23 protein-coding genes are annotated in these 23,432 nt (G+C 65.0%); 11 read left to right on the top strand and 12 right to left on the bottom strand.

Features of this window, described 5'->3' with window-relative positions; all coding sequences use genetic code 11:
* Window positions 1-27: 27 nt before the first annotated feature.
* From CH291_RS07970 to CH291_RS07960, 3 genes are read left to right on the top strand one after another with little or no spacing between them, the layout of a single operon-like run.
* A complete protein-coding gene (locus tag CH291_RS07970; protein ID WP_255183305.1) occupies window positions 28-1,566 on the top strand; it encodes a flavin-containing monooxygenase in 1,539 nt (512 codons plus the stop codon).
* Window positions 1,563-2,408 carry an SDR family NAD(P)-dependent oxidoreductase gene (locus tag CH291_RS07965; RefSeq protein WP_094687111.1) on the top strand — a complete coding sequence of 282 codons (846 nt, stop codon included), beginning with the start codon at window positions 1,563-1,565 and terminating at the stop codon, window positions 2,406-2,408. Before CH291_RS07970 ends, CH291_RS07965 begins: the two co-directional genes overlap by 4 nt.
* On the top strand, window positions 2,405-3,070 hold the full coding sequence (locus CH291_RS07960; protein WP_094687110.1) for a TetR/AcrR family transcriptional regulator: 666 nt from the start codon (window positions 2,405-2,407) through the stop codon (window positions 3,068-3,070). The genes CH291_RS07965 and CH291_RS07960 overlap by 4 nt, the downstream gene beginning before the upstream one ends.
* On the opposite strand, the gene CH291_RS07955 is transcribed toward CH291_RS07960, so the two are convergent.
* Genes CH291_RS07955 through CH291_RS07935 form a run of 5 tightly spaced genes read right to left on the bottom strand, consistent with a single transcriptional unit; the run spans window position 3,063 to window position 6,265 of the window.
* Window positions 3,063-3,287, bottom strand: coding sequence for a ferredoxin (locus CH291_RS07955; RefSeq protein ID WP_094687109.1), 225 nt, complete (start codon window positions 3,285-3,287; stop codon window positions 3,063-3,065). The genes CH291_RS07960 and CH291_RS07955 overlap by 8 nt on opposite strands.
* Window positions 3,284-4,498, bottom strand: a complete 1,215-nt coding sequence (locus CH291_RS07950) for an NADH-ubiquinone oxidoreductase-F iron-sulfur binding region domain-containing protein (protein ID WP_094687108.1) — start codon at window positions 4,496-4,498, stop codon at window positions 3,284-3,286. The genes CH291_RS07955 and CH291_RS07950 overlap by 4 nt, the downstream gene beginning before the upstream one ends.
* Complete coding sequence (locus tag CH291_RS07945) at window positions 4,495-5,052, bottom strand: ferric reductase-like transmembrane domain-containing protein (RefSeq protein WP_094687107.1); 558 nt, start codon at window positions 5,050-5,052, stop codon at window positions 4,495-4,497. Before CH291_RS07945 ends, CH291_RS07950 begins: the two co-directional genes overlap by 4 nt.
* Window positions 5,049-6,008 (bottom strand): FAD:protein FMN transferase, encoded by a 960-nt coding sequence (locus CH291_RS07940; protein WP_094687106.1) that lies wholly within the window; start codon window positions 6,006-6,008, stop codon window positions 5,049-5,051. Before CH291_RS07940 ends, CH291_RS07945 begins: the two co-directional genes overlap by 4 nt.
* Entirely contained in the window at window positions 6,005-6,265 is a 261-nt protein-coding gene (locus tag CH291_RS07935; protein WP_143545901.1) for a hypothetical protein, read from the bottom strand. The genes CH291_RS07940 and CH291_RS07935 overlap by 4 nt, the downstream gene beginning before the upstream one ends.
* A gap of 113 nt (window positions 6,266-6,378) precedes the next feature.
* Here CH291_RS07935 and CH291_RS07930 point away from each other — a divergent pair, with 113 nt between their 5' ends.
* A complete protein-coding gene (locus CH291_RS07930; RefSeq protein ID WP_094687104.1) occupies window positions 6,379-7,053 on the top strand; it encodes a winged helix-turn-helix domain-containing protein in 675 nt (224 codons plus the stop codon).
* 6 nt (window positions 7,054-7,059) lie between these two features.
* Window positions 7,060-8,445 carry a sensor histidine kinase gene (locus tag CH291_RS07925; RefSeq protein ID WP_179276472.1) on the top strand — a complete coding sequence of 462 codons (1,386 nt, stop codon included), beginning with the start codon at window positions 7,060-7,062 and terminating at the stop codon, window positions 8,443-8,445.
* Between the two features lie 4 nt (window positions 8,446-8,449).
* On the opposite strand, the gene CH291_RS07920 is transcribed toward CH291_RS07925, so the two are convergent.
* Window positions 8,450-9,376, bottom strand: coding sequence for an alpha/beta hydrolase (locus CH291_RS07920; RefSeq protein WP_094687167.1), 927 nt, complete (start codon window positions 9,374-9,376; stop codon window positions 8,450-8,452).
* An 81-nt stretch (window positions 9,377-9,457) separates the two neighbouring features.
* Between CH291_RS07920 and CH291_RS07915 the strand changes: the two genes are divergently transcribed.
* The gene (locus CH291_RS07915) at window positions 9,458-10,000 is read left to right on the top strand and encodes a TetR/AcrR family transcriptional regulator (RefSeq protein ID WP_094640476.1); all 543 of its coding nucleotides are present in this window, start codon (window positions 9,458-9,460) and stop codon (window positions 9,998-10,000) included.
* A gap of 22 nt (window positions 10,001-10,022) precedes the next feature.
* On the opposite strand, the gene CH291_RS07910 is transcribed toward CH291_RS07915, so the two are convergent.
* Genes CH291_RS07910 through CH291_RS07895 form a run of 4 tightly spaced genes read right to left on the bottom strand, consistent with a single transcriptional unit; the run spans window position 10,023 to window position 14,845 of the window.
* On the bottom strand, window positions 10,023-10,970 hold the full coding sequence (locus CH291_RS07910) for a GGDEF domain-containing protein (protein WP_143545900.1): 948 nt from the start codon (window positions 10,968-10,970) through the stop codon (window positions 10,023-10,025).
* 49 nt (window positions 10,971-11,019) lie between these two features.
* A complete protein-coding gene (locus tag CH291_RS07905) occupies window positions 11,020-12,288 on the bottom strand; it encodes a glucarate dehydratase family protein (RefSeq protein ID WP_068048975.1) in 1,269 nt (422 codons plus the stop codon).
* Window positions 12,288-13,214, bottom strand: coding sequence for a 5-dehydro-4-deoxyglucarate dehydratase (locus CH291_RS07900; RefSeq protein WP_068048978.1), 927 nt, complete (start codon window positions 13,212-13,214; stop codon window positions 12,288-12,290). Before CH291_RS07900 ends, CH291_RS07905 begins: the two co-directional genes overlap by 1 nt.
* Before the next feature lie 32 nt (window positions 13,215-13,246).
* On the bottom strand, window positions 13,247-14,845 hold the full coding sequence (locus tag CH291_RS07895) for an aldehyde dehydrogenase (NADP(+)) (protein WP_094687102.1): 1,599 nt from the start codon (window positions 14,843-14,845) through the stop codon (window positions 13,247-13,249).
* Window positions 14,846-15,133: 288 nt separating this feature from the next.
* Between CH291_RS07895 and CH291_RS07890 the strand changes: the two genes are divergently transcribed.
* The 5 genes from CH291_RS07890 to CH291_RS07870 all read left to right on the top strand — a co-directional run bounded on the left by CH291_RS07890 (window position 15,134) and on the right by CH291_RS07870 (window position 20,927).
* Complete coding sequence (locus tag CH291_RS07890; RefSeq protein WP_094687101.1) at window positions 15,134-16,480, top strand: enolase C-terminal domain-like protein; 1,347 nt, start codon at window positions 15,134-15,136, stop codon at window positions 16,478-16,480.
* A gap of 14 nt (window positions 16,481-16,494) precedes the next feature.
* Window positions 16,495-17,448 (top strand): 2-hydroxyacid dehydrogenase, encoded by a 954-nt coding sequence (locus tag CH291_RS07885; protein WP_094687166.1) that lies wholly within the window; start codon window positions 16,495-16,497, stop codon window positions 17,446-17,448.
* 73 nt (window positions 17,449-17,521) lie between these two features.
* A complete protein-coding gene (locus tag CH291_RS07880) occupies window positions 17,522-18,721 on the top strand; it encodes an L-talarate/galactarate dehydratase (RefSeq protein ID WP_094687100.1) in 1,200 nt (399 codons plus the stop codon).
* A gap of 234 nt (window positions 18,722-18,955) precedes the next feature.
* Window positions 18,956-20,269: a TrkH family potassium uptake protein gene (locus CH291_RS07875; RefSeq protein ID WP_094640481.1), complete on the top strand. Its 1,314-nt coding sequence runs from the start codon at window positions 18,956-18,958 to the stop codon at window positions 20,267-20,269.
* On the top strand, window positions 20,262-20,927 hold the full coding sequence (locus CH291_RS07870) for a potassium channel family protein (protein WP_082898696.1): 666 nt from the start codon (window positions 20,262-20,264) through the stop codon (window positions 20,925-20,927). Before CH291_RS07875 ends, CH291_RS07870 begins: the two co-directional genes overlap by 8 nt.
* Here CH291_RS07870 and CH291_RS07865 read toward each other — a convergent pair.
* Entirely contained in the window at window positions 20,911-22,386 is a 1,476-nt protein-coding gene (locus CH291_RS07865; protein WP_094687099.1) for a mannitol dehydrogenase family protein, read from the bottom strand. The two genes, CH291_RS07870 and CH291_RS07865, sit on opposite strands and share 17 nt — an antisense overlap.
* Complete coding sequence (locus tag CH291_RS07860) at window positions 22,383-23,405, bottom strand: NAD(P)-dependent alcohol dehydrogenase (protein WP_094687098.1); 1,023 nt, start codon at window positions 23,403-23,405, stop codon at window positions 22,383-22,385. Before CH291_RS07860 ends, CH291_RS07865 begins: the two co-directional genes overlap by 4 nt.
* Window positions 23,406-23,432 lie beyond the last annotated feature (27 nt).

Here is a 23,432-nt window from a genome sequence, read left to right as displayed (position 1 = left end):
GGAATCGCGCGTCATCACTTTAAAGTGATGACGCGCGTCATCGGATCGCGTTTCGTGCGGGAGGGGTTCGTCAGCATGCATGTTCACACCGCGGTGATCATCGGCAGCGGTTTCGGTGGCCAGTGCGCCGCGAAAGCACTGCTCGATCGGGGAATCGACGACCTCGTGATTCTCGAAAGGCGTCCCTTCCTCGGTGGCACGTGGAAGCAGAACCGCTACCCGGGTGCAGCCGTCGATGTGCAGAGTCCGCTCTACTCGATTGCGTCGGAGCCGTTCGAGTGGACGCGGATGTTCGCCGAACGTGAGGAACTCGATCGGTACACCCAGCACGTGCTCGATTCCAACGGGTTGCCTGCTCGAACACATGCGAACACGGATGTGCAGAAGATCGAATGGGTCGGTGATCACTGGGCAATTTCCACCTCGCGCGGCGAGTATGCGGCGAAGTTCGTGGTCAATGCCTCGGGACCCCTCAGCACTCCCGTCGTGCCACCGTTCCCTGGCCGAGAGAAGTTTCAGGGCAAGCAGTTTCACACGAACGACTGGGACACCGAGTACGGCCACGCCGGCAAGCGGGTGGCCATCGTCGGCAGCGGTGCCAGTGCCGCACAGGTGATTCCTGCGATCCAACCCGACGTGGAACAGCTGCACGTTTTCCAGCGCACCCCGCACTGGGTGATGCCCCGTCACGATCGCGAATTCACGCCGTGGCAGCGCAGGTTGCTGAAGTTGGAACCGATCCGCAGGCTGGTCCGCGCGGGGATCTACTGGAGTCTCGAAACTCGCATCATCGGCTTCAAGTACTCGCGGACTATGTTGAAGGCGGTGGCGCAGCGAACTGCGTTGAAACACATCGAGTCTCAGGTGCCGGATTCCGAGCTTCGAGCGAAGGTCACCCCTGACTACGTCATCGGGTGCAAGAGGGTTCTGCTGTCCAACACGCTCTATCCCGCGCTGGGGCAGGCGAACGTCACCCTGCACGACAAGAACGACGGCATCTCGGAAATCACCGAGACCGGAATTGTCACCACCACAGGCGAACACGTCGATGTCGATCTTCTGGTGTGGTCCACCGGATACGACGCCACCGACGGCGTCATATCGTACCCGGTGATCGGACGTGACGGCCGAGCCCTGTCCGACGTCTGGGATCCCTACCCACGTGCCTACCTCGGTACCACGATTCCTGGATTCCCCAACCTGTTCGTCGTCACCGGGCCGAACACCGGAATCGGCCACACCTCTGCGATCTTCCTCATCGAGGCGCAGATGGAGTACATCGTGCGGGCCGTCGACGCCGTCCGGCAGGTGGGTGCGACGGCCATCGAGGTCACCGCAGCTGCCGAGCAGGAATACACCGACACGATTCATCGCGAGATGGAGGGCACAGTCTGGAAGGACGGTGGCTGCCACAGCTGGTACCAGTCCAAATCCGGACACGTCGTGGCCATGTTCCCCGGGTTCAGCTTCACATTCCGCCGGTGGGCCAAGCGTTTTCGGCCCGAGGCCCATCACATCCACCGGTCGTCCACCGAGGCGACGACGAAGGACGAGGTATCGGCATGAGCAAGCACACCGGCCAGGTCGCGCTGATCACCGGCGCGGCAGGCGGAATCGGTTCCGCCGTCGCCACTGCGCTGCATCGACGCGGTGCCTCGATCGTTCTGGTCGACATGAAGTCGACCGATCTCGAGTCGGTGGCAGCGAAGCTGGGCAACCAGCGCGTGGCGATCGCGTACGCCGACGTCACGGTGCGCGAGCAGCTCGACGCAGCCGTCGCAACCGCGATCGACACCTTCGGCACGCTCGACATGGTGATGGCCAACGCCGGAATCTCCAGTGGTGCACAGGCATCGACCGTTCGCTCCGTGGACGACGGAGTCTTCGATCGGGTCATCGGCGTCAACCTGATCGGCGTGTGGAACACGGTGCGGGCCGCTCTGCCGCACATCGTCGAGTCCGGGGGCTACGTGCTGCTCACCTCGTCCACGTACGCGTACCTCAACGGCCTGGCGAATGCGCCGTACGCGGCTTCGAAGGCGGCGGTCGAGCAGCTCGGTCGTGCTTTGCGGGCGGAACTTGCGGGCACGAAAGCGACTGCTGGAGTGCTGTATCCGGGATGGGTGGCGACGCCGATCGCCGAGGTCGCATTCGGCGGCGACGACGTGGCGACGGCCATGATCGACCGGGCTTTTCCCTCGCCCCTGCTCCGTCCGATCACGCCGGACAAGCTCGCGCGCGTGGCCGTTCGAGGTATCGGACGGCGGGCTGCGCGTATCGCCGTCCCCGGTCGCTGGATCCCGATCTCGATACTGCGCGGCATCGTGAACCCGATCATGGACGCCGCGATGGAGCGGGACGCCCAATTGATCCGTCTGACTGCCGAATTGGATGCCCGACGGTCATGAGCACGGTGTCCGAAGCCGCAGGTCGCGCCTACGGCGGTGAGAGCGCGGCCGACCGCGACGATCGCCGGCGGCGGCAGCTGCTCGACGCCGGGCTACGGGTGTTCGGCAGCGTCGGATACCGCGCCGCGACGGTCCGCGGACTGTGCCGCGAGGCCAAGATCGCCGATCGAGACTTCTATCGGCACTTCGACAAGACCGAGGACCTGCTGCTTGCCGTTTACTCCGAATGCATTGCACGCCTCACCGATTCGGTATCCGACGCAATCGTGCAGGTGGATCGGGACGGTGATCTCAGGGATGTTGCGAAGCAGTTGCTCGACCCCTTCTTCCAGGTCATCGAAGATCCGCACCTGGCCCGAGTGGTGTGGATGGAGGTGCTCGGCGTCAGCCCCCGCGTCGAGCAGACGTACCTGACGGTGATGCAGCAATTCGGAACACTGCTGCTCGGCTACCTTCGCACGTTCGCAGGCGATGTTCCCTCAGGCCCCGATCTGGATGTCGACCTGCTCGCCACCGCGGCCATCGGCGGCATCAGCCACACCGCGATGACCTGGTATCAGAGCGGCTACGCCGCAGACCGACGCATCGTCGTTGCGACCATTGCGACCATGCTGGCCAACATCGTCGCGCCCCTCGCCCTGCCGACCACACGATCTACCTGATGCGCAACGCCATTCGTGGACACAGGCGAACGGCATCCGCGGCTCGTTGTGCGTCGTTTTCGTCGAGTAGGACGGTGCTCCCGCCGTGGCGGGCCAGTGGATAACCCCACTCGTCTCTGAGGAGAGTGTCGGGGAGCAGTTCGGTGCACACGCCGCGTCCGTCGCAGCGTGTCCAGTCGATGTGCAGGACCGCCCCACGTCGGTGGTCGGTGGTCATCGGATCCGTCCTCGGTGAATCTCGCACGTGTCCAGTCGATGCAGGTGTACGTCCTGAGCGAAGACCGACATCGCCGATCGGATCAGGCGGGCGGTTCCGTCGGGGTGATGGCACGCGCCGCGGCCGTCGACCAGTCGCGTGTAGCGCGCGATCTCGGTGATCGCGCCGTCGGCGTCGTCGCCGATCGACAGCCGTGAGAACGCGTCGGCCAATCGCGGCAGACCGTTGAGGCAGGGACCGCATTGCCCGGCACTCTCGTTCGCCAGACAGCGGACGAACTCGGCGGTGGCCAGCAGGCCGCACGAGCCGGTCCCCAGGACATGGACGATGCCCGCGCCGGGTCGAGAACCGATGTCTACCAACGATTCCTGGGACAGAGCGCGCCCGGTCAGTGCGTCACGGTCTACCCAGGTGCCGTGAAATCCGCCGAGTAGCACTGCTCGCACCGAGCGTAGGTCGACGCCCGCACCATGGGTGAGCATCTCCTCGATCGACGCACCGAGAGGGACCTCGGCGACGCCGGGGCGTCGCACTGCGCCCGAATAGGTGACGAGCATGGTGCCGGGCTCCGATGCCGTTCCCCGCGAACGGAACCACTGCGGTCCCAGTCGCTCGATCAGGGAGATGTGGGCGAGGGTTTCGACATTGAGCACCAGGGTGGGTCGTCCACGAACCCCGGCCTCCGACGCGTGTGTCTTCTTGTCCCGGGGTAGTGCCGGACCGCCCTCGATCGCAGAGATCACCGCGGACTTCTCGCCGGAGACGAAGCCGGGAGCGGCCGCGATCACCTGGATCTTTGTGCGATCCCAGCCGGTACGACGTCGTTCGTCGACGGCCGCCTGGACGGCGTCGACCCGCTCCGGGGGCGCATACAGGTAGCACTCTCGGGCACGGATGGCGGACGCTGTCGCGGCGATACCGTCGAGCACCAGATGCACCGACCGATCGAGCAGCACATGGTCTTTGCGGCTCAACGGTTCTCCCTCGGCAGCGTTGGCGACGAGTACTGCCTTGCGGCCGGTGATCGAGCGCATCTTCGCGCCGGTGGGGAATGCCGCGCCGCCGTGCCCCAGAAGGCCGGACCGAACGACGGCATCCACCAGGGACTCGTCAGCGGGTGGACGTGCTCCGTAGAGCTCGGTGTGGCGGCGCAGATCGTTCGTGCCGTCCTGTGCGAGCAGCGAATCGGCGAGATATGTCGGTGCGGTCATTGGCTTACCTTCACTCTGGTGTGCTGGTGTTCTTGGAAGTTGTGGCGCAGTCGCCAGGTCGTGGCCGAGGCGACGACCACCGTGCAGGCGAGCGCGGTGGCCAGGAACCATCCGCTCCCCGAATCGGTTCCGTTGCCGAGAGCGTGGGCCAGCGCGATCGGCCACAGTGCGTACGACAGCCAATGCACTGCCCGGAAAGTACGGAGCCCCATTCGGTGTCGGAGTAGCCCGGTCAGAGTTATCGCGATCAGCAGATCGAATGCGAGGGTGCCCAGTCCGAGCCAGAACGGCTTGTACGCCCCGGCGAAGGGAACGATCGCGTCGATCAGGTGCAGTTGCGCATACGGGTCGAAGAACAGTGACACGATGTGAATGCCGACGAACATCGATCCCAGAAGTGCGGTGCTGCGGTGCAATTCGACGACCCCGAACCGGGGCACGGTCAACAGGGGTCGCCCCGACCGAGTGAGGATTCCCGACGCCACCGCGAGGGTCAGCAAGACCAGGGCGGCCATGCCCGAGCCACGGCCCAGTGCCCACAGTGCCTCACTCATGATCGGTCCTCTCCGTCGTCGGGCCAGTGGCCGCTGTGGATGATCGTGCCGTCGGCGGCCACCGACCGGGCGGGCAGTCCGATCCGGTCGAGCCAGGCCGTCGCGGCCGGCCCTCGAACGATGCACGCGGTACTGACCGTGTTGGCGGTGAGAGCACTGGAGGCAATCACTGTCACTGTGCGCCAGAAGGGTTCGGCCGGACGCGCCAGCTGCGGATCGAGAATGTGATGGAGCATCTGCCCCTCGTGCATCCAGCGTCGTCGGAGGGTGCTCGACGTCGCCACCCCGGTGTCGGATCCGATCTCGACGACGGTCGAAGGTTCGCTCTCTCCGTCGCACACCTCGATACGCCAGCCGTCGTCGGGATACGGCCCACTGGTGGCGATATCGCCGCCGAGGGAGACGAGCACGCCGGTCCCGAGCTCGTCGTGTACTGCGCGGGCACACCGATCGGCCGTCAGTGCCTTGGCCGTGGCACCCAGGTCGAGACCGACGCCGTCGGGGATCGTGACGTGATCCTCGCCCAGGGTGACCATCGACCAGTCGCTTTCCGTGACGAATCCGGTTCTGCCGATGGCAGATTCGATCTCATCGCGGGGCGGGACCGTCGGACCGAGATCAGCGAAATCTCGGTCGTATCCCAGCTGCACCAGTGCCGAACCGACTGTGGGATCGACGTCTCCGCCGGTCAGTCGCGCGGCGGAGAGTGCGGCCTCGAGAAATGCGTGCAGAGTCGGGCTGATGGAGGTGGGACGACCGCCGGCCCGCGCGAGCATCGACAGTTCCGAATCGGGCCTGAATCTGCTGCAGGCGGCATCGACCGCGGCGAGTTCGGCTCGCACGATGCGTTCTGCGTGTTCGATGGTGCCGGGTTCGGTGACCGACAGCTCGGCTGCGCAGCCCCACACCGACCACCTCCTGGAGGCCGTGGTCGTCCCTGCAGCGACGCCGGTCACGATCCCTGGGTCCTGGCGTGTGTGGCACCGGAGCCGGATGTGGTGCCGGGCGTCGTGACGCGAGGGGCCGAACCGAATGTCGGTGCGGTGGCTGCATCGTCGCTGTCCACCGTGTCGGCCACCGTTGCCGTGGACTCGGGTTCGTGTGTGTCGAGGTACGCCAGTGTCGCGGTTCCGCCGAAGACGGTGATGCCGAGGGCTGCGATCGCCGCAGTCGCGATGCGGGTGCGGCGGTACCCCTGCTCCGGTGTGTTCATGGAGACCAGTGTGCGGCGGTGGAGCTGAAGGATCGCTGAAAGATCCTGCACGGATGGGCCGTCGATCTGATGTACTCGTGTTCCCTGCCGCCCCAACGATTCGAGAGGGCGTTGTGCGAGTACTACTGGTCGAGGACGAGAAACGCCTGGCGGAGACCATCCGTCGTGGTCTCGATGCCGAAGGATTCGTCGTGGAAGTCGAGTACAACGGCATCGACGGCTTCGACAGTGCGGTCACCGGCGATTTCGACGCGATGGTGCTCGACATCATGCTGCCGGGAAAGCAGGGGTACGACGTCGTTCGAGACCTGCGTAAGCAAGGGGTGTGGACGCCGATATTGATGCTCTCGGCGAAGGACGGTGAATACGACCTGGCCGATGCCTTCGATCTCGGTGCGGACGACTATCTCGTCAAGCCGTTCTCGTTCGTTGTTCTCGTCGCTCGGCTGCGTGCACTCGTTCGACGGGGTGCACCGGCGCGCCCGGCGGTTCTGACGGTCGGGGACCTCGAGCTCGACCCCTCTCGCCACCGCGTGACCCGGCAGGGGACGGAGTTGGCGCTGACTCCGCGGGAGTACAGCGTGCTCGAATACCTGATGAGGCGAAACGGCGTGGTGGCGAACAAATCCGAGATCGTACGTTCGGTGTGGGACGCCAACTACGACGGAGACGAGAACATCGTGGAGGTCTACATCGGCTACCTGCGCAAGAAGGTGGATCTCCCGTTCGAGACCAGACTGATCGAGACGGTGCGTGGTGCCGGTTACCGCATCGCTGCGGGGCACTGACTCCTGATGCGCCTGCACACAGACATGCTTCGGCCTCGATTGTGGACGGTTCGCGTGCGATCGGCGGTGGCGTCGACGCTCGTCGTGGCTGTGTGCCTGATCGCGGCGGGTGGTGCGCTGGTCGGTGTCCTCTACACCTCGCTCGAGAGGTCGGCCGTGTCTGCGGCCTCTGCCCGCGTGGCGCTCATCGTCCAACAATGGGAATCCGAGGATCGAGACGACGACAGGGGGCCGCGCGTCGAGAACTCTCTGCTCGCGACGGACGGGCAAGTAGGCATCGTGCAGGTCGTCGACGCATCGGGGGCGGTGCTGGAGAGCTCACGCGGTGATGCGACCACACCGCTGACGACGCAGCAGGTTCCGTCGTCGGGGGTGCAAGACCTCGGACGAGTGGATATCCGCGGAATCGGTGAGTTCTGGGTGTTCGCGACGGGAGTGACGTCGGCTCGGGGCGGGGCGACCGTGGTGGTCGGGGCCGACCGGGAGCCGGTCGAGAAGGTGGTGGGCACGGTGGCGCTCCTGCTCGTCGCGGTCGGTCCCTTCGTTGTCGCTCTGGTGGCCTTCGCCACGTATCGGCTGGTCGGTGCCGCCCTGAGTCCGGTGGAGGACATCAGGTCTCGGGTCGCTTCGATCTCGGGAGCTCGACTGACCGAACGTGTTCCGGTTCCCGACACGCACGACGAGATCGCCCGTCTCGCACTCACGATGAACCACATGCTCGAGCGGCTGGAGGCGGGCCAGCGCGCTCAGCAACGCTTCGTCAGCGATGCCTCACACGAATTGCGGAGTCCCTTGGCGACGATCACGGCGGCATTGGAGTTGGCGGAGGCGAGACCCGAACTGCGCGATGCGGCGCTGGTGAACGATTCGTTGCTTCCCGAGGCGCGGCGGATGCGCCGGCTCATCGAAGATCTGTTGGTTCTCGCACGGTCGGACGAAACCGACGCTGCTGCCGTTTCCGGTGACGTAGATCTGGAGGATCTGTTGTACGAGGAGGCCAAACGTGTTCAGGCCACGTCCGATGTCGCGACGGAGTTGTCCATCGTTCCGGTCCGAGTGAGCGGCGACCCCTACGCGTTGGCCCGCATGGTGCGCAATGTCGTCGACAATGCCGTTCGGCACGCGGAGTCACGAATCATGCTGTCCTGCTCGGTGTCCGGAGATGATACGGTGATCGTGATCGACGACGACGGTCCGGGAGTGCCGGCGTCCGAGCGGACGCGAGTGTTCGATCGCTTCGTTCGGCTGGACTCGTCGCGAACCCGGGACGAGGGAGGTGCCGGTCTCGGCCTGGCGATCGTCGCCGATACTGTAGCCGCGCACGGCGGTAGCGTGCGGGTGACGGACGCCGCCACCGGGGGAGCTCGGTTCGAGATCAGGCTTCCCCGGTGAGGGTCTACTGCACCGGCACAACCCTTTTCAGGAATGCGAGTTGTTCCTCGATGATGGTCGGGAACAGTGGCTGCACGTAGGGGTCGAAGTGCCCACCCTTGTGGATGTGCACGGTGGCGTCGGGAATCCTGCGCGCGACCTTCTGGCACACCGCCGCCGGCGTGATGGCGTCCTCCGACATGATCTGCACCAGTACCGGACAGGTGATCTTCGACGCGGTTCTACCCGGCGAGTACAGCCCGATGCGTAGAAGGATCCGTGCTGCAACGGTTTCGGGGTAGGCACCGGATTCGAGCCCGGACTCGGCGAGAAGTTTGTCGCGGCCGGGCGCGGCGTCGGGCGTGGCCATCACAGCGACATCACCGGGGTAGCCGACGGATTCGACGTACCGGGGGGATTTCCCGCGCACTGCGCGGATCTGGTCGATCACTGCCGATGGGGCGAGCTTCATGGTGCGCCGAAGTCCGGTGGCGCGCACGGCAGCGATGCCGTCGACGTGCGGAACCTGAGCGATGACAGCGGCGAAATTCTCTCCGGCACCTGCCCTGGTGAGCACGTGTCCGCCGGCGAAGGAGGTGCCCCAACCGACGATGCGAGCGGAGTCCACACCGTCGAGAGTCCTGGCGTAGGCGACGGCGTTGGTCCAGTCGACGAGTTGCTTGCCGATGTCCAGGAGCTGCCGCGGCTGGCCGTCGCTGTCGCCGAAGTGGCGGTAGTCGAAGACGAGAACCGTGTAGCCGGCGCGGGCGAAGATCTCCGCGTAGGCGAAGAGGCGAATGGCACGCGGGGTGCCGAATCCGTGGGCCATCACCACGGCCGGTGTGTCGGCGGTGGCTCCGGTCGGCCGATACACCGCAGCGGCGCAGCGCACTCCCTCGGAGTCGAACCATTCGTCGGTGCGGGTGTATCCGGCCTGGTCGTCGGCGCTCATGTGGTGGTCCTTCGTCTGGTCCTTGATCGGCATTCAAGAAGCTAGCACTGTCTTGAATGCCGATCAAGATAGGATGTCGAGATGCCGCGCAACCGTCGACCCGTCGATCGCGCCGAGAAGCGCTCCGAGATCGTGAGCGCCGCTCGGTCGCTGTTCGTCGACGACGGCTACGAGCACACGCCGATGGGGCGGATCGCGACTGCGGCCGGAGTGACCACCAATACGATCTACTGGTATTTCGGTGACAAGGACGAGCTACTCGTCGGGGTGCTGGACGAGATTCACACCGATGCGCTTGCTCGGTTCGCCGCGCTCACCGGGCTCTCGGTGAACGAGCAGGTCCTCTGGGTGGTGGAGGAGCTCGAGAAGTATCACCGGCTGGTCGACACAGTGCACTCCCGCACCTCGGTATCCTCGTGTCTCGACAAATGGCACAACAATTTTCACTCGTTGTGGGAGCAGTGGATCGCCGCCGAGCTACGCCGCGAGGAGGTCGGTGAAGCCGAGATCGAACCGACGACTCGCATGATCGTCTTCGTCGTCGAGGCCATGTTGACGCACCCGCAGGACGAGTCGTCGAAGCGGGCGATCATCGATCTGCTCTTCCGCAAGGTCGGCGTCTGACGGTTGTCGGATCGCTGGAACGTCAGTCGTGCATGGTCGTTCGGTTTCGGCCCAGTTTCTTCGACTCGTACAGCGCTCGGTCGGCGCGCTCGAGGGTCGCGCGGGCGGTCTCTCCGTCCTGTCGACAAGCCACCCCTACCGAGATCGTCAGGTCCGCGGGCAACTCCGTCCGCACTCGATCGATGGCGGTGCGCAGCTCGGCACCCGTGCCGGTGATGCACAGTACGGTGAATTCGTCGCCGCCCGAGCGGCTCAGCAGATGCTGCGGCGGGAGGAAGTTGCGTAGTGCATCCGACACGGTGACGAGTGCGTGATCGCCTGCCGCGTGCCCGAAGTCGTCGTTGATCACCTTGAAGTGATCGATGTCCACCACGGCGACGGCGTCGATCTTTCCGCTCGCGACCGTTCCCGGCCGAGCGTCCAGCTCTCTGGTCAATCGCCGCCGATTCGCGAGTCGGGTCAGATCGTCGATCTCGGAGGTCGATGCCACGCTCTGGACCCAGGCCGCAGAGATCGCGATTGCCACGACAACGAGCTCGGCGTTGACCACCAGAACGGGGTGCAGGTCTCCCACCGCGATGCCCAGGTACGCAATGTAGCTCGCGTTGAGAACCGTTGTACGCCAAGCGATACGGGCGGGCAGGACGATGAACGCCGGCGTCACCAACAGTAGCTGGAGAAAGATCCCGGACAACGCCGCGATCTCGCCGCCCGCAGCGGTGCAGAACAAGGCGATACTCGTCAGGCCCGACAGATGCATCAACAGGTACAGCCGCCGGGAAAGTACCGGAGCTGCGGCAATCATGTACACGCCCAGTGCGCACCACAGCACAGCCAGCGCACACAGGACCGCGGCGGCCCGGGGGGACGCCGCGACGACGATGACGACACCGACCAACCCGCTGACGAGGCAATTGACCCCGGACGTCCGCGCTACCGAGGCAGGGGAGTACTGCCAGCCACTGTTCACACCACTAGCCTCTCGCACGGTCCCCACGACCTGCTGCGAGTTTAGCCCCCTACCAGCGTGGGCACGTGTTCTCGAAGCTCGGATCGATGCTCTGCATGTAGCCGGTGTCGTCGCGGTCGCGGATACCGCAGTCGAGGTACTGCTGATGCAGCGCTGCGAGGGCGGCCTCGTCTATCTCGATGCCCAACCCCGGCCCGGTGGGCACGGCCACCGCACCGTCGACGAAGTTCAACACCCCGGGTACGACGACGTCCTCGTTCTTCCACGGCCAGTGCGTATCGCAGGCGTAGGTCAGATTGGGCGTCGCCGCGGCCAGGTGCACCATGGCGGCCAGACTGATGCCGAGGTGGCTGTTCGAGTGCATCGACAGACCCAGCTCGAAGGTCTCGCAGATTCCGGCGAGCAACCTCGATCGTTGCAGGCCGCCCCAGTAATGATGGTCGGACAACACCACCTGCACCGAGTCCTTCACCACCGCGGGCCGTAGATGATCGAACGCGACGACGCACATGTTGGTCGCGAGTGGCATCTTCGCCTCCCGCGCGACCTCGGCCATCCCGTCGAGTCCTGGTGTCGGGTCCTCGAGATACTCGACGATGCCGTCGAGCTCGGCGGCAACGCGGATGGAGGTGTCGACCGTCCACGCCGCGTTGGGGTCCAGCCGGAGCGGAAGCTCGGGGAATGCCTCCCGCAGCGCCTTGATACCGGCGATCTCCTCGTCGGGCGGGAAGACGCCGCCCTTGACCTTGATGGCCTCGAAGCCGTACTCGTCGATCATCTTTCGAGCCTGCCGAACCAGGCCTTCCGGATCGATCGCCTCGCCCCATTCGTCGGGCTGCTGCCCGGGATGCGCAGCCCACTTGTAGAACAGGTACGCGCTGAACGGAACCGAATCGCGCACCTTGCCGCCGAGCAGATCCGACACCGGTCGTTGCAGTACTTTTCCCTGGACGTCCAGGCAGGCGATCTCGAAGGGTGAGAACACACGGTCGGTGGTGCTGGCCGTGGTGATCATTCCGGCGACGCCGTCACCACCGGTGATCGACAGGGTTCCGAGTACGGAGTCGACAGCGTCACGAATCGCGTTGAGTGCGAACACGTCCAGGCCGGTGATGGCCTGGGCCGCCGCGTCGAGACGAGCCAGGTGTGCGGTGTCGGCATAGGTCTCACCGAGTCCGACGATGCCTGCATCGGTATCGAGTTGGATGATGGCGCGCAGTGCGTACGGCTGATGTACACCGACGGTGTTGAGCAACGGAGGGTCGACGAACGCGATCGGGGTGATCCGAGCGCCGGTGATCAGAATCGGATCCTGCATCAGTGCACCGCGAGCTCGTCCGCCAGCACGGCCCGGCCGGCGGCTACGATCGCGGTCAGTTCTTCGAGGTGCGGTGCACTGATGTCCACCAGTGGCGGGCGCACGGGGCCTGCCTCGATGCCCTCCATCGTCACGCCTGCCTTGATGAGAGAGACGGCGTAGCCGGGAACCTTGTCGCGTAGGCGAACCAGCGGGTGGAAGAACTCGCGCAGCAGTGCGGCTGTGAGCTTCTCGTTTCCGCTGTCGAGGGATCGGTAGAACGCCAGCGCAAGCTCGGGCGCGAAGGCGAACGTCGCCGAGGAGTACAGCGTGACACCGATGGCGCGATAGGCCTGCTGCGAGACCTCGGCGGTGGGCAGGCCGTTGAAGAACTGGAAGGGCTTGCCCGACGGCTCGAGGGCATCCAGCACTGCCCGAACGATGCGGCCGACCTGATCGAGATCGCCTGTACCGTCCTTGAATCCGACGACGGTGGGGAGCTGCGCCACCTCGACGGCCGAGTCCTCGGTGAAGCGAGCGTTACCGCGGTTGTAAACGATCAGTGGCAGATCCGAGGCACCGGCAACGGCCTTGGTGTAGTTGACCAACCCGGCCTGCGGCATCGTCACCAGATAGGGCGGGAGCAACAGGATTCCGTCGGCTCCGTTGGTCTTCGCGCTCGCGGCGAATGCTTTTGCCTGGGCGACGGATCCGCCTGCACCGGCGTAGACGGGGACGCGGCCGGCAACGACGTCGACCGCGGTGCGCACGATCTTGCCGAACTCCTCGCTTTCGAGGGCATGGAATTCGCCCGTGCCGCACGCGATGAACACTCCACCGGGTCCCGCATCGACACCCTTCGCGATGTGCGCGGCCAGCAGGTCGTAATCGACCTCACCGGTGGCAGTGAACGGGGTGACGGGGAAGAACAGGACTCCGTCGAGCATGGTGGTCTCCTCGAGAACTAGGTGGGGGTGAGTCAGTCTTGGGTGAGCTGGCCGTCGATGCGGCGAAAGATGCCCTCTGGGTTGCCATCGGCAATTGGATTGGGCAGCAGAGATTTCGGCACGTCCTGGTAGGAAACAGGACGCAGGAAGCGCTCGATGGCGAGAGATCCGACCGAGGTGGTGCGGGAATTGGAAGTGGCGGGGAAGGGGCCGCCGTGGACCATTGCGTGGCCTACCTCGACGCCGGTGGGCCATCCGTCGAACAGGATGCGACCGGCCTTGAGTTCGAGCACCGAGAGGAGTTTGCCTGCCTCGGTGTGATCGGACTCGTCGGCATGGACAGTGGCGGTCAGCTGCCCTTCGAGGAGCGCGGCGACGTCGCGAACCTGCTGTGCATCGGTGCAGCGAACGATGAGGCTCGACGCGCCGAACACCTCGGCCTGTGCTGCATCGGAGGTGAGGAACGTATCGGCGTCGGTGGTGAACAGCGCTGCGCGGCAGGCGTTCGGGGCCTGTGCGTCTGTACCCCTGGCGAGCTCGGTCACGACTTCGCTCAAAGTGTCGACGCCCTCGGCGTAGCTCGCGGCGATGTTCGGGGTCAGCATCGTGGTGGGTGTGGACTCCTGCACAGCGGCAGTGGCCGCCTCGGTGAAGGTCTGCAGGCCCGGGCCGTCGACGGCGATGACGAGACCGGGGTTGGTGCAGAACTGGCCCGAGCCCATGGTGAGCGATGCGACGAAGGCGCGGCCGAGTTCGGCTCCGCGGGTGGCGAGTGCGCCGTCGAGGACGAAGACGGGGTTGATGGAACTCATCTCGGCGTACACCGGGATGGGCTCGCGGCGACCGGCCGCCGCGGCAACGAGAGCCGTTCCGCCCGAGCGTGATCCGGTGAATCCGACGGCCTTGATGCGAGGGTCGGTCACCAAAGCGGTACCGAGTCCGCGGCCGGAGCCGAACAACAGTGAGAACGTTCCAGAGGGCATTCCGGTGGAGGACACCGCGTCGGCGATTGCGCGGCCGACCAACTCGGACGTTCCCGGGTGGGCGTCGTGTGCTTTGACCACCACAGGGCATCCGGCTGCGAGGGCGGACGCGGTGTCGCCGCCGGCGACGGAGAAGGCGAGCGGGAAGTTGCTGGCACCGAACACTGCTACCGGTCCCAGGGGAATCTGTCGCTGGCGGATGTCGGCGCGGGGGAGGGGCGCGCGTTCGGGCTGGGCCGGATCGATACGGGCTCCGTTCCAACTGCCCTCGCGCAGAACGGAAGCGAACAGACGCAGTTGTCCGGTGGTGCGGCCGACCTCGCCGGTGATGCGGGCCAGCGGAAGTCCTGATTCTGCGACGGTGCGCTCGATCAGGGTGTCGCCGAGCGCCGCGATGTTGTCTGCGATGGTCTCGAGGAACTGCGCGCGGGTCTCCGAGGACGTGGCCCGGTAGTCGGCGAAGGCGTCGGCCGCTGCAACACAGGCCTTCTCGACGTCGTTGTTGTCTCCGTGCCCGTAGGCGGGTTCGAGATCTCTGCCGGTGCTGGGGTCGATTCCGTGAATCTGCGCGCCGGCACCGAATACCGGGACGCCGGCGATGATCATCCGGCCGGTGAGAGTGGTGGACTGTGTCGTCGACGCTGTCATGGGGTGACTCCTAGGGCTGTGATGCGGTGCGTGCACTGACGCCGAGGCGTGACCTGGCTCATAGCTCACCACGGTAGAAGGGCGATCGATACATGTCCAAGTCTAAAAAAGTCGCATTCGATCCACTCTCGGTATCGATCGCGCTGCCAGGTGTGATGGGCTCCCGTTGTGCCTACCGATGCCACTACTGCATCGGTCGATGCGCAGATGGTCTTGGACATGAATCGATGGGGAGTCCTAGTGTCGTCTGTGAGCCGAGTCACCCATGGCGTATGAGAGAGGTCGGACATGAACGTCCACACGAGCACCCCCGTCGTCACCGAGATGAGCGTCATTCCCATTGCCGGTCACGACGACATGCTGCTGAACCTCAGCGGAGCGCACGCCCCGTACTTCACCCGCAATCTGGTGGTGCTCACCGATTCGGATGGGCGCATCGGTGTCGGTGAAGTGCCCGGCGGAGAGGCGATCCGGCAGACTCTCGAGGATGCACGGGTACTCGTCGAGGGCCAGGGCATCGGTCGGTACAACGCCGTGTTGGCCGAGATGCGCCGCACGTTCGCGGATCGTGATGCCGGGGGCCGAGGCGCGCAGACCTTCGATCTGCGGATCGCGATTCACGCTGTGACCGCGGTGGAATCGGCGTTACTGGATCTACTCGGCCAGCATCTCGGCGTCAGCGTCGCCGCGTTGCTGGGAGACGGTCAACAGCGTGACAAGGTCCAGGCTCTGGGCTACCTGTTCTTCGTCGCCGATCGCACCAAGACCGACCTCGCCTACCGTGGTGCAGCCGACGAGGCTGCTGGGGCCGACGACTGGATGCGCATCAGGCACGAGGAGGCCATGGATCCCGAGTCGATCGTGCGCCTCGCCGAGGCGGCGCAGGCCCGATACGGATTCCAGGACTTCAAGCTCAAGGGTGGTGCGCTGCCCGCCGCCGAGGAGGCCGCTGCGGTGCGCGCATTGGCCGAGCGATTCCCCGAGGCTCGAATCACGTTGGATCCCAACGGTGGTTGGTTACTGAAGGACGCGATCGAGACGTGTCGTGGCCTGCGGGATGTCCTGGCCTACGCCGAAGATCCCGTCGGACCGGAGGGCGGATTCTCCGGTCGAGAAGTCATGACCGAATTCAAGCGCGCCACCGGGTTGCAGACCGCGACCAACATGATCGCCACCGACTGGCGCGAGATGGGCCACACCATCCGATCCGGTGCCGTGGACATCCCGTTGGCCGACCCGCACTTCTGGACGATGGCCGGTTCTGTCCGCGTAGCGCAGCTGTGCGATGCGTGGGGTCTGACGTGGGGTTCGCACTCCAACAACCACTTCGACGTGTCACTGGCCATGTTCACCCACGTCGCCGCGGCCGCTCCAGGAACGATCACGGCCATCGACACGCACTGGATCTGGCAGGACGGACAGCGAGTGACCAAGGAGCCGTTCACGATCGAGGACGGCTACCTCACCGTGCCCGACAAGCCGGGTCTGGGTGTCGAGCTCGACTTCGAGCAGATCGATGCGGCGCACGAGCTGTACCAGAAGGAAGGTCTCGGTGCCCGTGACGACTCCATCGGTATGCAGTACCTGATCGAGGGATGGACGTTCGACAGCAAGCGGCCGGCCCTGGTGCGATGAGTTCCGGTGCGCGGATGAAGATCGTTGTCGGCGACCGTAATATGCTGCCGCATCGGGAGCAGTTCGAGGCGGGCCTGCCCGCCGATGCCGAGGTGGTCTGGTGCATCCCGTTCGACGAAGACCGAGTCATCGACGAGCTTGCCGATGCCGACGTCTACGTCGGCGGCAAGTTCAGCGCGGCCATGGGTGCCGCTGCGCCGAATCTGCGTATGGTGCAGGTCGCAGGCGCTGGAACGGACAACGTCGATCGTTCCGGTTTGGGTCCCGATGTGCAGGTGTGCAACACCTTTCATCACGAGCAGTCGATCGCCGAGTATGTCGTCGCAGCAACGGTGATGCTGCGACGACAGTTTCTGCAACAAGACCGCGCGCTGCGCAAGGGAGTGTTCGCGACCGCTGTCTACGACCCGAGCATCGCGCAACCGTTGTCGCTGAGCGGTGCTCGCATCGGATTTGTCGGCTTCGGGCATATCGGTCGAAAAACGTGGCAGTTGTTTCGGGCGTACGGGGCAACCGGTGCTGCGGTCACCGGCAGCGGACGAGTTCCGGACGAGGGCCTCGAATGGGTGGCTGATGCAAGGGATCTGACGAGGCTCGCCGATTTCGCGGATGTTCTCGTGGTCTCCGCACCGTTGAACGAGCACACTCGCGGGATGATCGGTGCCGAGGAACTTCGGAGGCTGGGTGAGGACGGGATACTCGTCAACGTCGGCCGTGGGCCCTTGGTGCAGGAACAACCTCTGTTCGACGCACTGTCTCGCAACGAGATCGCCGCAGCTGCCATCGATGTCTGGTACCGCTACCCGGGGCCGGACGGGGTGGGCGAACCGAGTTCTCTGCCGTTCCGTGAACTCGACAACGTGCTGATGACTCCCCACTCGTCGGGCGTCACGCACCACACGTTCGTGGGCCGAGTCGCCGATATCGCGTCGAACATCGATGCTTTGGCGGCATCGTCGAGCCGGTAAAAGGTGTTGGACGTGCATAGTTCGCCGAAATAGGCTGGGAAGCAACATAGTCGACGAACTCAGGAGTTGCACGATGACCATCGCAACGGAAAAGCCCAGCAGTGGCCTCGCCGCACCGGACGCCGCAGTCAGGGCCCTGGCCGCCGGGGCTGCAAGCCTCGACCGCATCGTCGAGGTGACATTGTCCTCGATCGTGTTGCCGCTGAAGAATCCGATCAGCGATGCCAAGGTGCTCACGGGTCGGCAGAAGGCGATGACCGAGGTGGTGTTCCTGTTCGCGGAGATTCGCACCGAACAGGGCCATGAGGGAATCGGTTTCGGCTATTCCAAGCGTGCGGGCGGCCCCGCCCAGTTTGCGCATGCCCAGGAGATTGCTCCGGTCCTCATCGGTGAGGACCCGAACGACATCGGCAAGATCTGGAACAAGCTGGTGTGGGCCGGTGCCTCGGTGGGCCGCAGTGGTGTGGCGACGCAGGCGATTGCCGCGATCGACATCGCGCTGTGGGATCTCAAAGCCAAGCGTGCGGGGTTGCCGCTGGCGAAACTGATCGGCTCGGCGCGCGATTCGGTGCAGACGTACAACACCTCGGGTGGTTTTCTGCACACTCCCATCGAGGAGGTCATGGAGAACGCCGCCATCTCACTGGCCAACGGCATCGGCGGCATCAAACTGAAGGTGGGACAGCCGGATTGGCGTGCCGATATCGCCCGCGTCACGGCGGTCCGCGAATTTCTCGGTGACGATGTCCCGCTGATGGTGGACGCCAATCAGCAGTGGGATCGCCCGACCGCTCAGCGCATGGGCCGAATCCTGGAGCAATTCGACCTCGTGTGGATCGAGGAACCCCTCGACGCCTACGACGCCGAGGGGCATTCGCAGCTCGCTCGCAGCCTGGATACCTCGATCGCGACGGGAGAGATGCTGGCAAGCGTCGGCGAGCACGTCCGCCTCATCGAGGCCGGCTCGGTCGACATCCTGCAACCCGACGCTCCTCGAATCGGCGGAATCACGCAGTTCCTGAAGTTGGCCACGCTGGCAGAGCACCACAATCTGCAACTCGCCCCGCACTTCGCCATGGAGATCCATCTGCACCTCGCGGCGGTGTATCCCCTGCAGACGTGGGTGGAGCACTTCGACTGGTTGGACCCACTGTTCGACGAGCATCTCGAGACGCGAGACGGGCGCATGCATCTCTCCGCGCGCCCGGGACTGGGCTTCACGTTGAGCGAACAGGGACGTGCGTGGACCGTGGCAAAAGTAGTGGTGCGCTGACGCGCAGGTGCGCGGGAGTGGAGCCCGCGGAATGACCCAGGTGCGCGGGAGTGGAGCCCGCGGAATGACCCAGGTGCACGGAAACTCGACCTCTGCTACGAGTTTTCGTGCACGTGCCGCGAAGCGGCTCTTCCACTCACATGGCGCGAAGCGGAGCGTACTGTTTCTCGGGTGACAGACGCTCACCAGGCATCGCGATGGTCCGCGATCTTCAGGCCGACGCCGGTTCGGGTCATGGCCACAGGGTTCGCGCTCGCCATCGCGATAGGTGCGGGCGTGCTGTCGCTGCCGGCGGCGACCGTGCCCGGCAGCGAGACCGGGTTTCTGCAGGCGTTGTTCACGTCCACCTCCGCCGTCAGTCTGACCGGCCTGATCGTGGTGGACACTCCGGTGTACTGGTCGGGATTCGGGCAGGGCGTGATCCTTGCCCTGATTCAGATCGGCGGATTCGGGATCATGACGATCGCGTCCCTGGTCGGTCTGGTCCTGGCCGATCGAATAGGTCTGCGCGGCAGGCTCAACGCGGCCGCGGAGGTGCGCACCTCGGGGCTGGGTGATGTCCGAAGCGTCGTCATCGGCGTGTTCCGCACCAGTCTGATCATCGAGAGCGTCGTGGCGACAGCCCTCGCGGCGCGCTTCTTTCTCGGATACGACGAGCCTCTCGGTCGTGCACTGTGGCTGGGGACCTTTCATGCGGTCTCCGCGTTCAACAATGCCGGCTTCGCGTTGTTCAGCGACAACATGATCGGGTTCGCCACCGATCCGTGGATCTGCATCCCACTGTTGATCGCGGTCGTGTTGGGCGGCATCGGATTTCCGGTTCTCTTCGAGATCGCCCGTCGAGTTCGGTCCCGAGCCAGGGGCGGTCGATCGCCCCACCGCTGGTCGCTGCACACACGACTGACGCTGACCGTCACCGGAGTTCTGTTGGTACTCGGACCGACAGTGGTGATGCTCTTCGAGTGGTCCAGAACGCTGGGAGGATTCGGCTTCTGGGACAAGATGCTCGTCGCGACGTTCCAGGGAATCATGCCCCGAACCGCAGGGTTCAACAGTGTCGATTACGCGGATGTCGACAACGCGACCCTGCTGGTCACCGACGTCCTGATGTTCATCGGTGGTGGCAGCGGCGGAACCGCAGGCGGCATCAAGGTCACCACGTTCGCACTGCTGCTGTTCGTCATCCTGGCCGAGATCCGAGGTGACCGCGAGGTGACGGTGTTCGATCGTCGGATCGACGCGCGCGTGCAACGTCAGGCGTTGACCGTGGCACTGATCGGCGTCGCGTTGGTCATGCTCCCGGTCGTCGCGTTGCTGGCGGGCACGGACTTCGACCTCGACGTCCTGCTGTTCGAGGTCGTTTCGGCCTTCGCCACCGTCGGTCTGTCGACCGGTATCACCGCACAGTTGCCCGGGTGGGGACAGATGATCCTGATCGTGCTGATGTACCTGGGCCGCATCGGTTCCATCACTCTGGTCAGCGCCCTCGCCGCCCGCGACCGCGGTCGGCGCTACACGCTCCCCACGGAAAGGCCGTTCATTGGCTAGGAAACCGTCCTCCGACGTCGTCGTCGTCCTCGGCCTCGGCCGCTTCGGCAAGTCGCTGGCGCTGGAATTGATGGGCCAGGGCGTCGAGGTCCTCGGCATCGACACCGACGAGGCTGTGGTGCAACGTGTCTCGGACCGGCTCACGCATGCGGCCGTGGCCGACACCACCGACGAGGAGTCGTTGCGCCAACTGTCGGTTCACGAGTACGACCGCGCAGTGGTGGGCATCGGATCCGATCTCGAGGCAAGTCTGTTGACCGCGTCCGCGCTGATCAACCTGTCGGTGTCCAACATCTGGGCCAAGGCGATCAGCAACGCGCACGCCAAGATTCTCACCCAGATCGGCGTGCACCATGTGGTGCGGCCCGAGCACGACATGGGCAAGCGCGTCGCCCACCTGGTGCGCGGTCGGATGATGGACTACATCGAATTCGACGACGGTTTCGCCATGATCAAGACCTCTCCGCCCGCCTCCATCATCGGAAAGAAGCTGGGGGAAAGCGGGATACGCACCAAACACCGTGTCACCGTCGTCGCGGTCAAGCGTCAGGGCGAAGGATTCACCTACGCCACGGCCGACACGGTGATCGGTGCAGGCGATACCGTCATCGTCTCCGGTCAGGTTCGAGACGCCGAACGTTTCAGTGAGTCGACCTGAGCGATTCCAGCGTCTCGCGTGCTCCCCGCTCCTGCAGAGACGACAGTTGTTTCGTGTATTCGGCCACGAACCGCTCGTTGTCGATCAGATCCCCGAACACTGCGCGGTTGGCGATGAATGCCGTGGGGTTCTCGCGCTGACTCTGCGCGATCGGCACCAGTGAATCCTTGAGTTGGTCGACGATCTCGATGGGCTCGCCGGACTCGTCCACGGCCTCGGCGTAGCGAGCCCAACTGGCCACCACCGCGGTGGAGCGGGTGATCTGACCGCCGGTCTCGAGGTTCTTGCGGATGACGGGCAAGAGCCACTTGGGAATTCGGTCCGAGGACTCGGCGCACAGGCGAGCGACGGTATCGCGGATCTCGGGGTTGGAGAACCGCTCGATCAACGTCTTCTTGTAGTCGGTCAGATCGATGCCGGGGACCGGCTGCAGCGTCGGGGTTGCCTCCTCGTCCATGTAGGCGAGCAGAAAATCGGCGAACAGCGAATCCTGGCACACCTCGTGGACGAGTCGATAGCCACTGAGGTAGCCGAAGTACGCGAGCGCCTGGTGGCTGGCATTGAGCAACCGCAGCTTCATCAGCTCGTAGGGGGTGACGTCCTCGACCACCTGCACGCCCACCTCTTCCAGCGGTGGACGGCCGAGGGTGAAGTTGTCCTCGAGCACCCACTGCGTGAACGGCTCGCCCGCAACGGGCCACTGATCGTCGATGGCGTACCGCAGCGAAAGTTGCTCGGTCACCTCCGGTGTCGTGACCGGCGTGATGCGATCGACCATCGAATTGGGGAACGCGCCTTCGGCTTGGATCCAGTCGGCCAACGCCGGATCCTTCAGGCGCGCGAACGCGGTGAACGTCGACTGCGCCATGTGTCCGTTGCCCTCGATGTTGTCGCAGGACATGATGGTGAACGGTGCCATGCCGCGGTCCTTGCGCCGAGTCAACGCTTCGATGACGAGCCCGAATGTCGTTGCAGGAACAGCGCCGTCGGCGAGGTCGGCGACGATGGCCGGATTGTCGGCGTCGAACTCGCCCGTCGTCGCGGAGAAGTTGTAGCCACCCTCGGTGATGGTGAGCGAGACGATCTTCGTCGTGTCTGCTGCCATCTTCTCGATCACGGCCTCGGCGTCGTCCGGTGCGAAGAGATACTCGACTATGGAACCGATGACGCGGGTGTCCCACGTACCGTCGGAATGCTTGAGCGCCAACGTGTACAGGCAGTCCTGTGCCTGCATGACGTCGTTCATTCGCCGGTCGCCGGGCAGTACGCCTACGCCGCAGATTCCCCAGTCCAGCGCCTGCCCCTGCTGCAACAGACGGTCGACGTACATCGCCTGGTGGGCGCGATGGAAGCCGCCGACACCGAAATGCACGATGCCGACCGTCACCTCGGATCGGTCGTACGTCGGAACCGCGACGTCCTCGATGAAGTCGGCGAGGTTCTGCGAGTTCAACTTCATGCGTCGTTCTCCTTCGAAAGTCCTGGAATCACTACGGCTTTGATGCTTCCGGGTTGCCTGTCCGCGTTCAATGCATCCTCGACGCCATCGAGCCCGAATCGCGCCGTCACCATCGCGTCGAGATCCACCATGCCCGACGCCACCAGCGCGCGTGCGATCGGCCATGTGTTGGCGTAGCGAAAGACGCCGGTGAGCAGCAATTCTCGGTTCTGGATCAGCGAGATCGGCAGCGGATAATCTGATCCACCCATGCCGACGAGGACGACCGTGCCTGCGGGCCGGACCGCGTGGATGCCGTCGATCACGGCTCGGGCCGCACCGGACGCGTCGATGAACGCATCGACCGTCAGGGAGCGCACGTCCTCGACGGCGGGGTCGAGCACGCGAGTCGCGCCGAACCTCTGCGCGTTGGCCCGGCGGGAAGCGTCGATGTCGGTGACGACCACCTCGGTGGCACCGAATGCGCGAGCGACCTGCGCGGTGACGAGCCCGACGGGCCCCGCTCCCGCGATGAGCACGCTCGAGCCCGCGGAGATCCGCGCTTTCTGGGCCGACGCGATGCCCACCGACAGCGGTTCGAAGAGCGCAGCAGCCTCGTCGGAGATGTCGTCGGGGACGTCATGGGCGAAGGTCGATTGGATCAACACGTACTCCGCGAGCGCGCCGTCGATGGGCGGCGTCGCGAAGAACTCCATGGCCGGGCACAGGTTGTAGCGGCCTGCTCGGGACTGGGCGCTGGTGGGATCTGGGCGCTGCGGCTCGATGGACACGCGCTGCCCGACGCGGGTGTCGGAGACGTCGTTGCCCACGGCCACGATGACGCCCGCGGCCTCGTGTCCGAGGACCAGGGGGCCGTCGACCACGTACTCGCCGATGCGCCCCTCCCGGTAGTAGTGCGCGTCGGAACCGCACACCCCGACCGCCGTGACCTGTACGAGGACCTGATCGGGCGCGGGGGTGGGGACGGGCCGTTCTTCGAGTCGTATCTCCTGTGCTGCGGTGAGGACGCTGGCCTGCATGGACTGTGGCACGGGTCGCCCGCCATC

Origin of the sequence: Rhodococcus sp. 14-1411-2a, assembly GCF_002259485.1 — a bacterium.
Lineage (GTDB): Bacteria > Actinomycetota > Actinomycetes > Mycobacteriales > Mycobacteriaceae > Rhodococcoides.
Note: the sequence above shows the minus strand (reverse complement) of the source record. Positions and strands in the feature narration are given on the sequence as shown.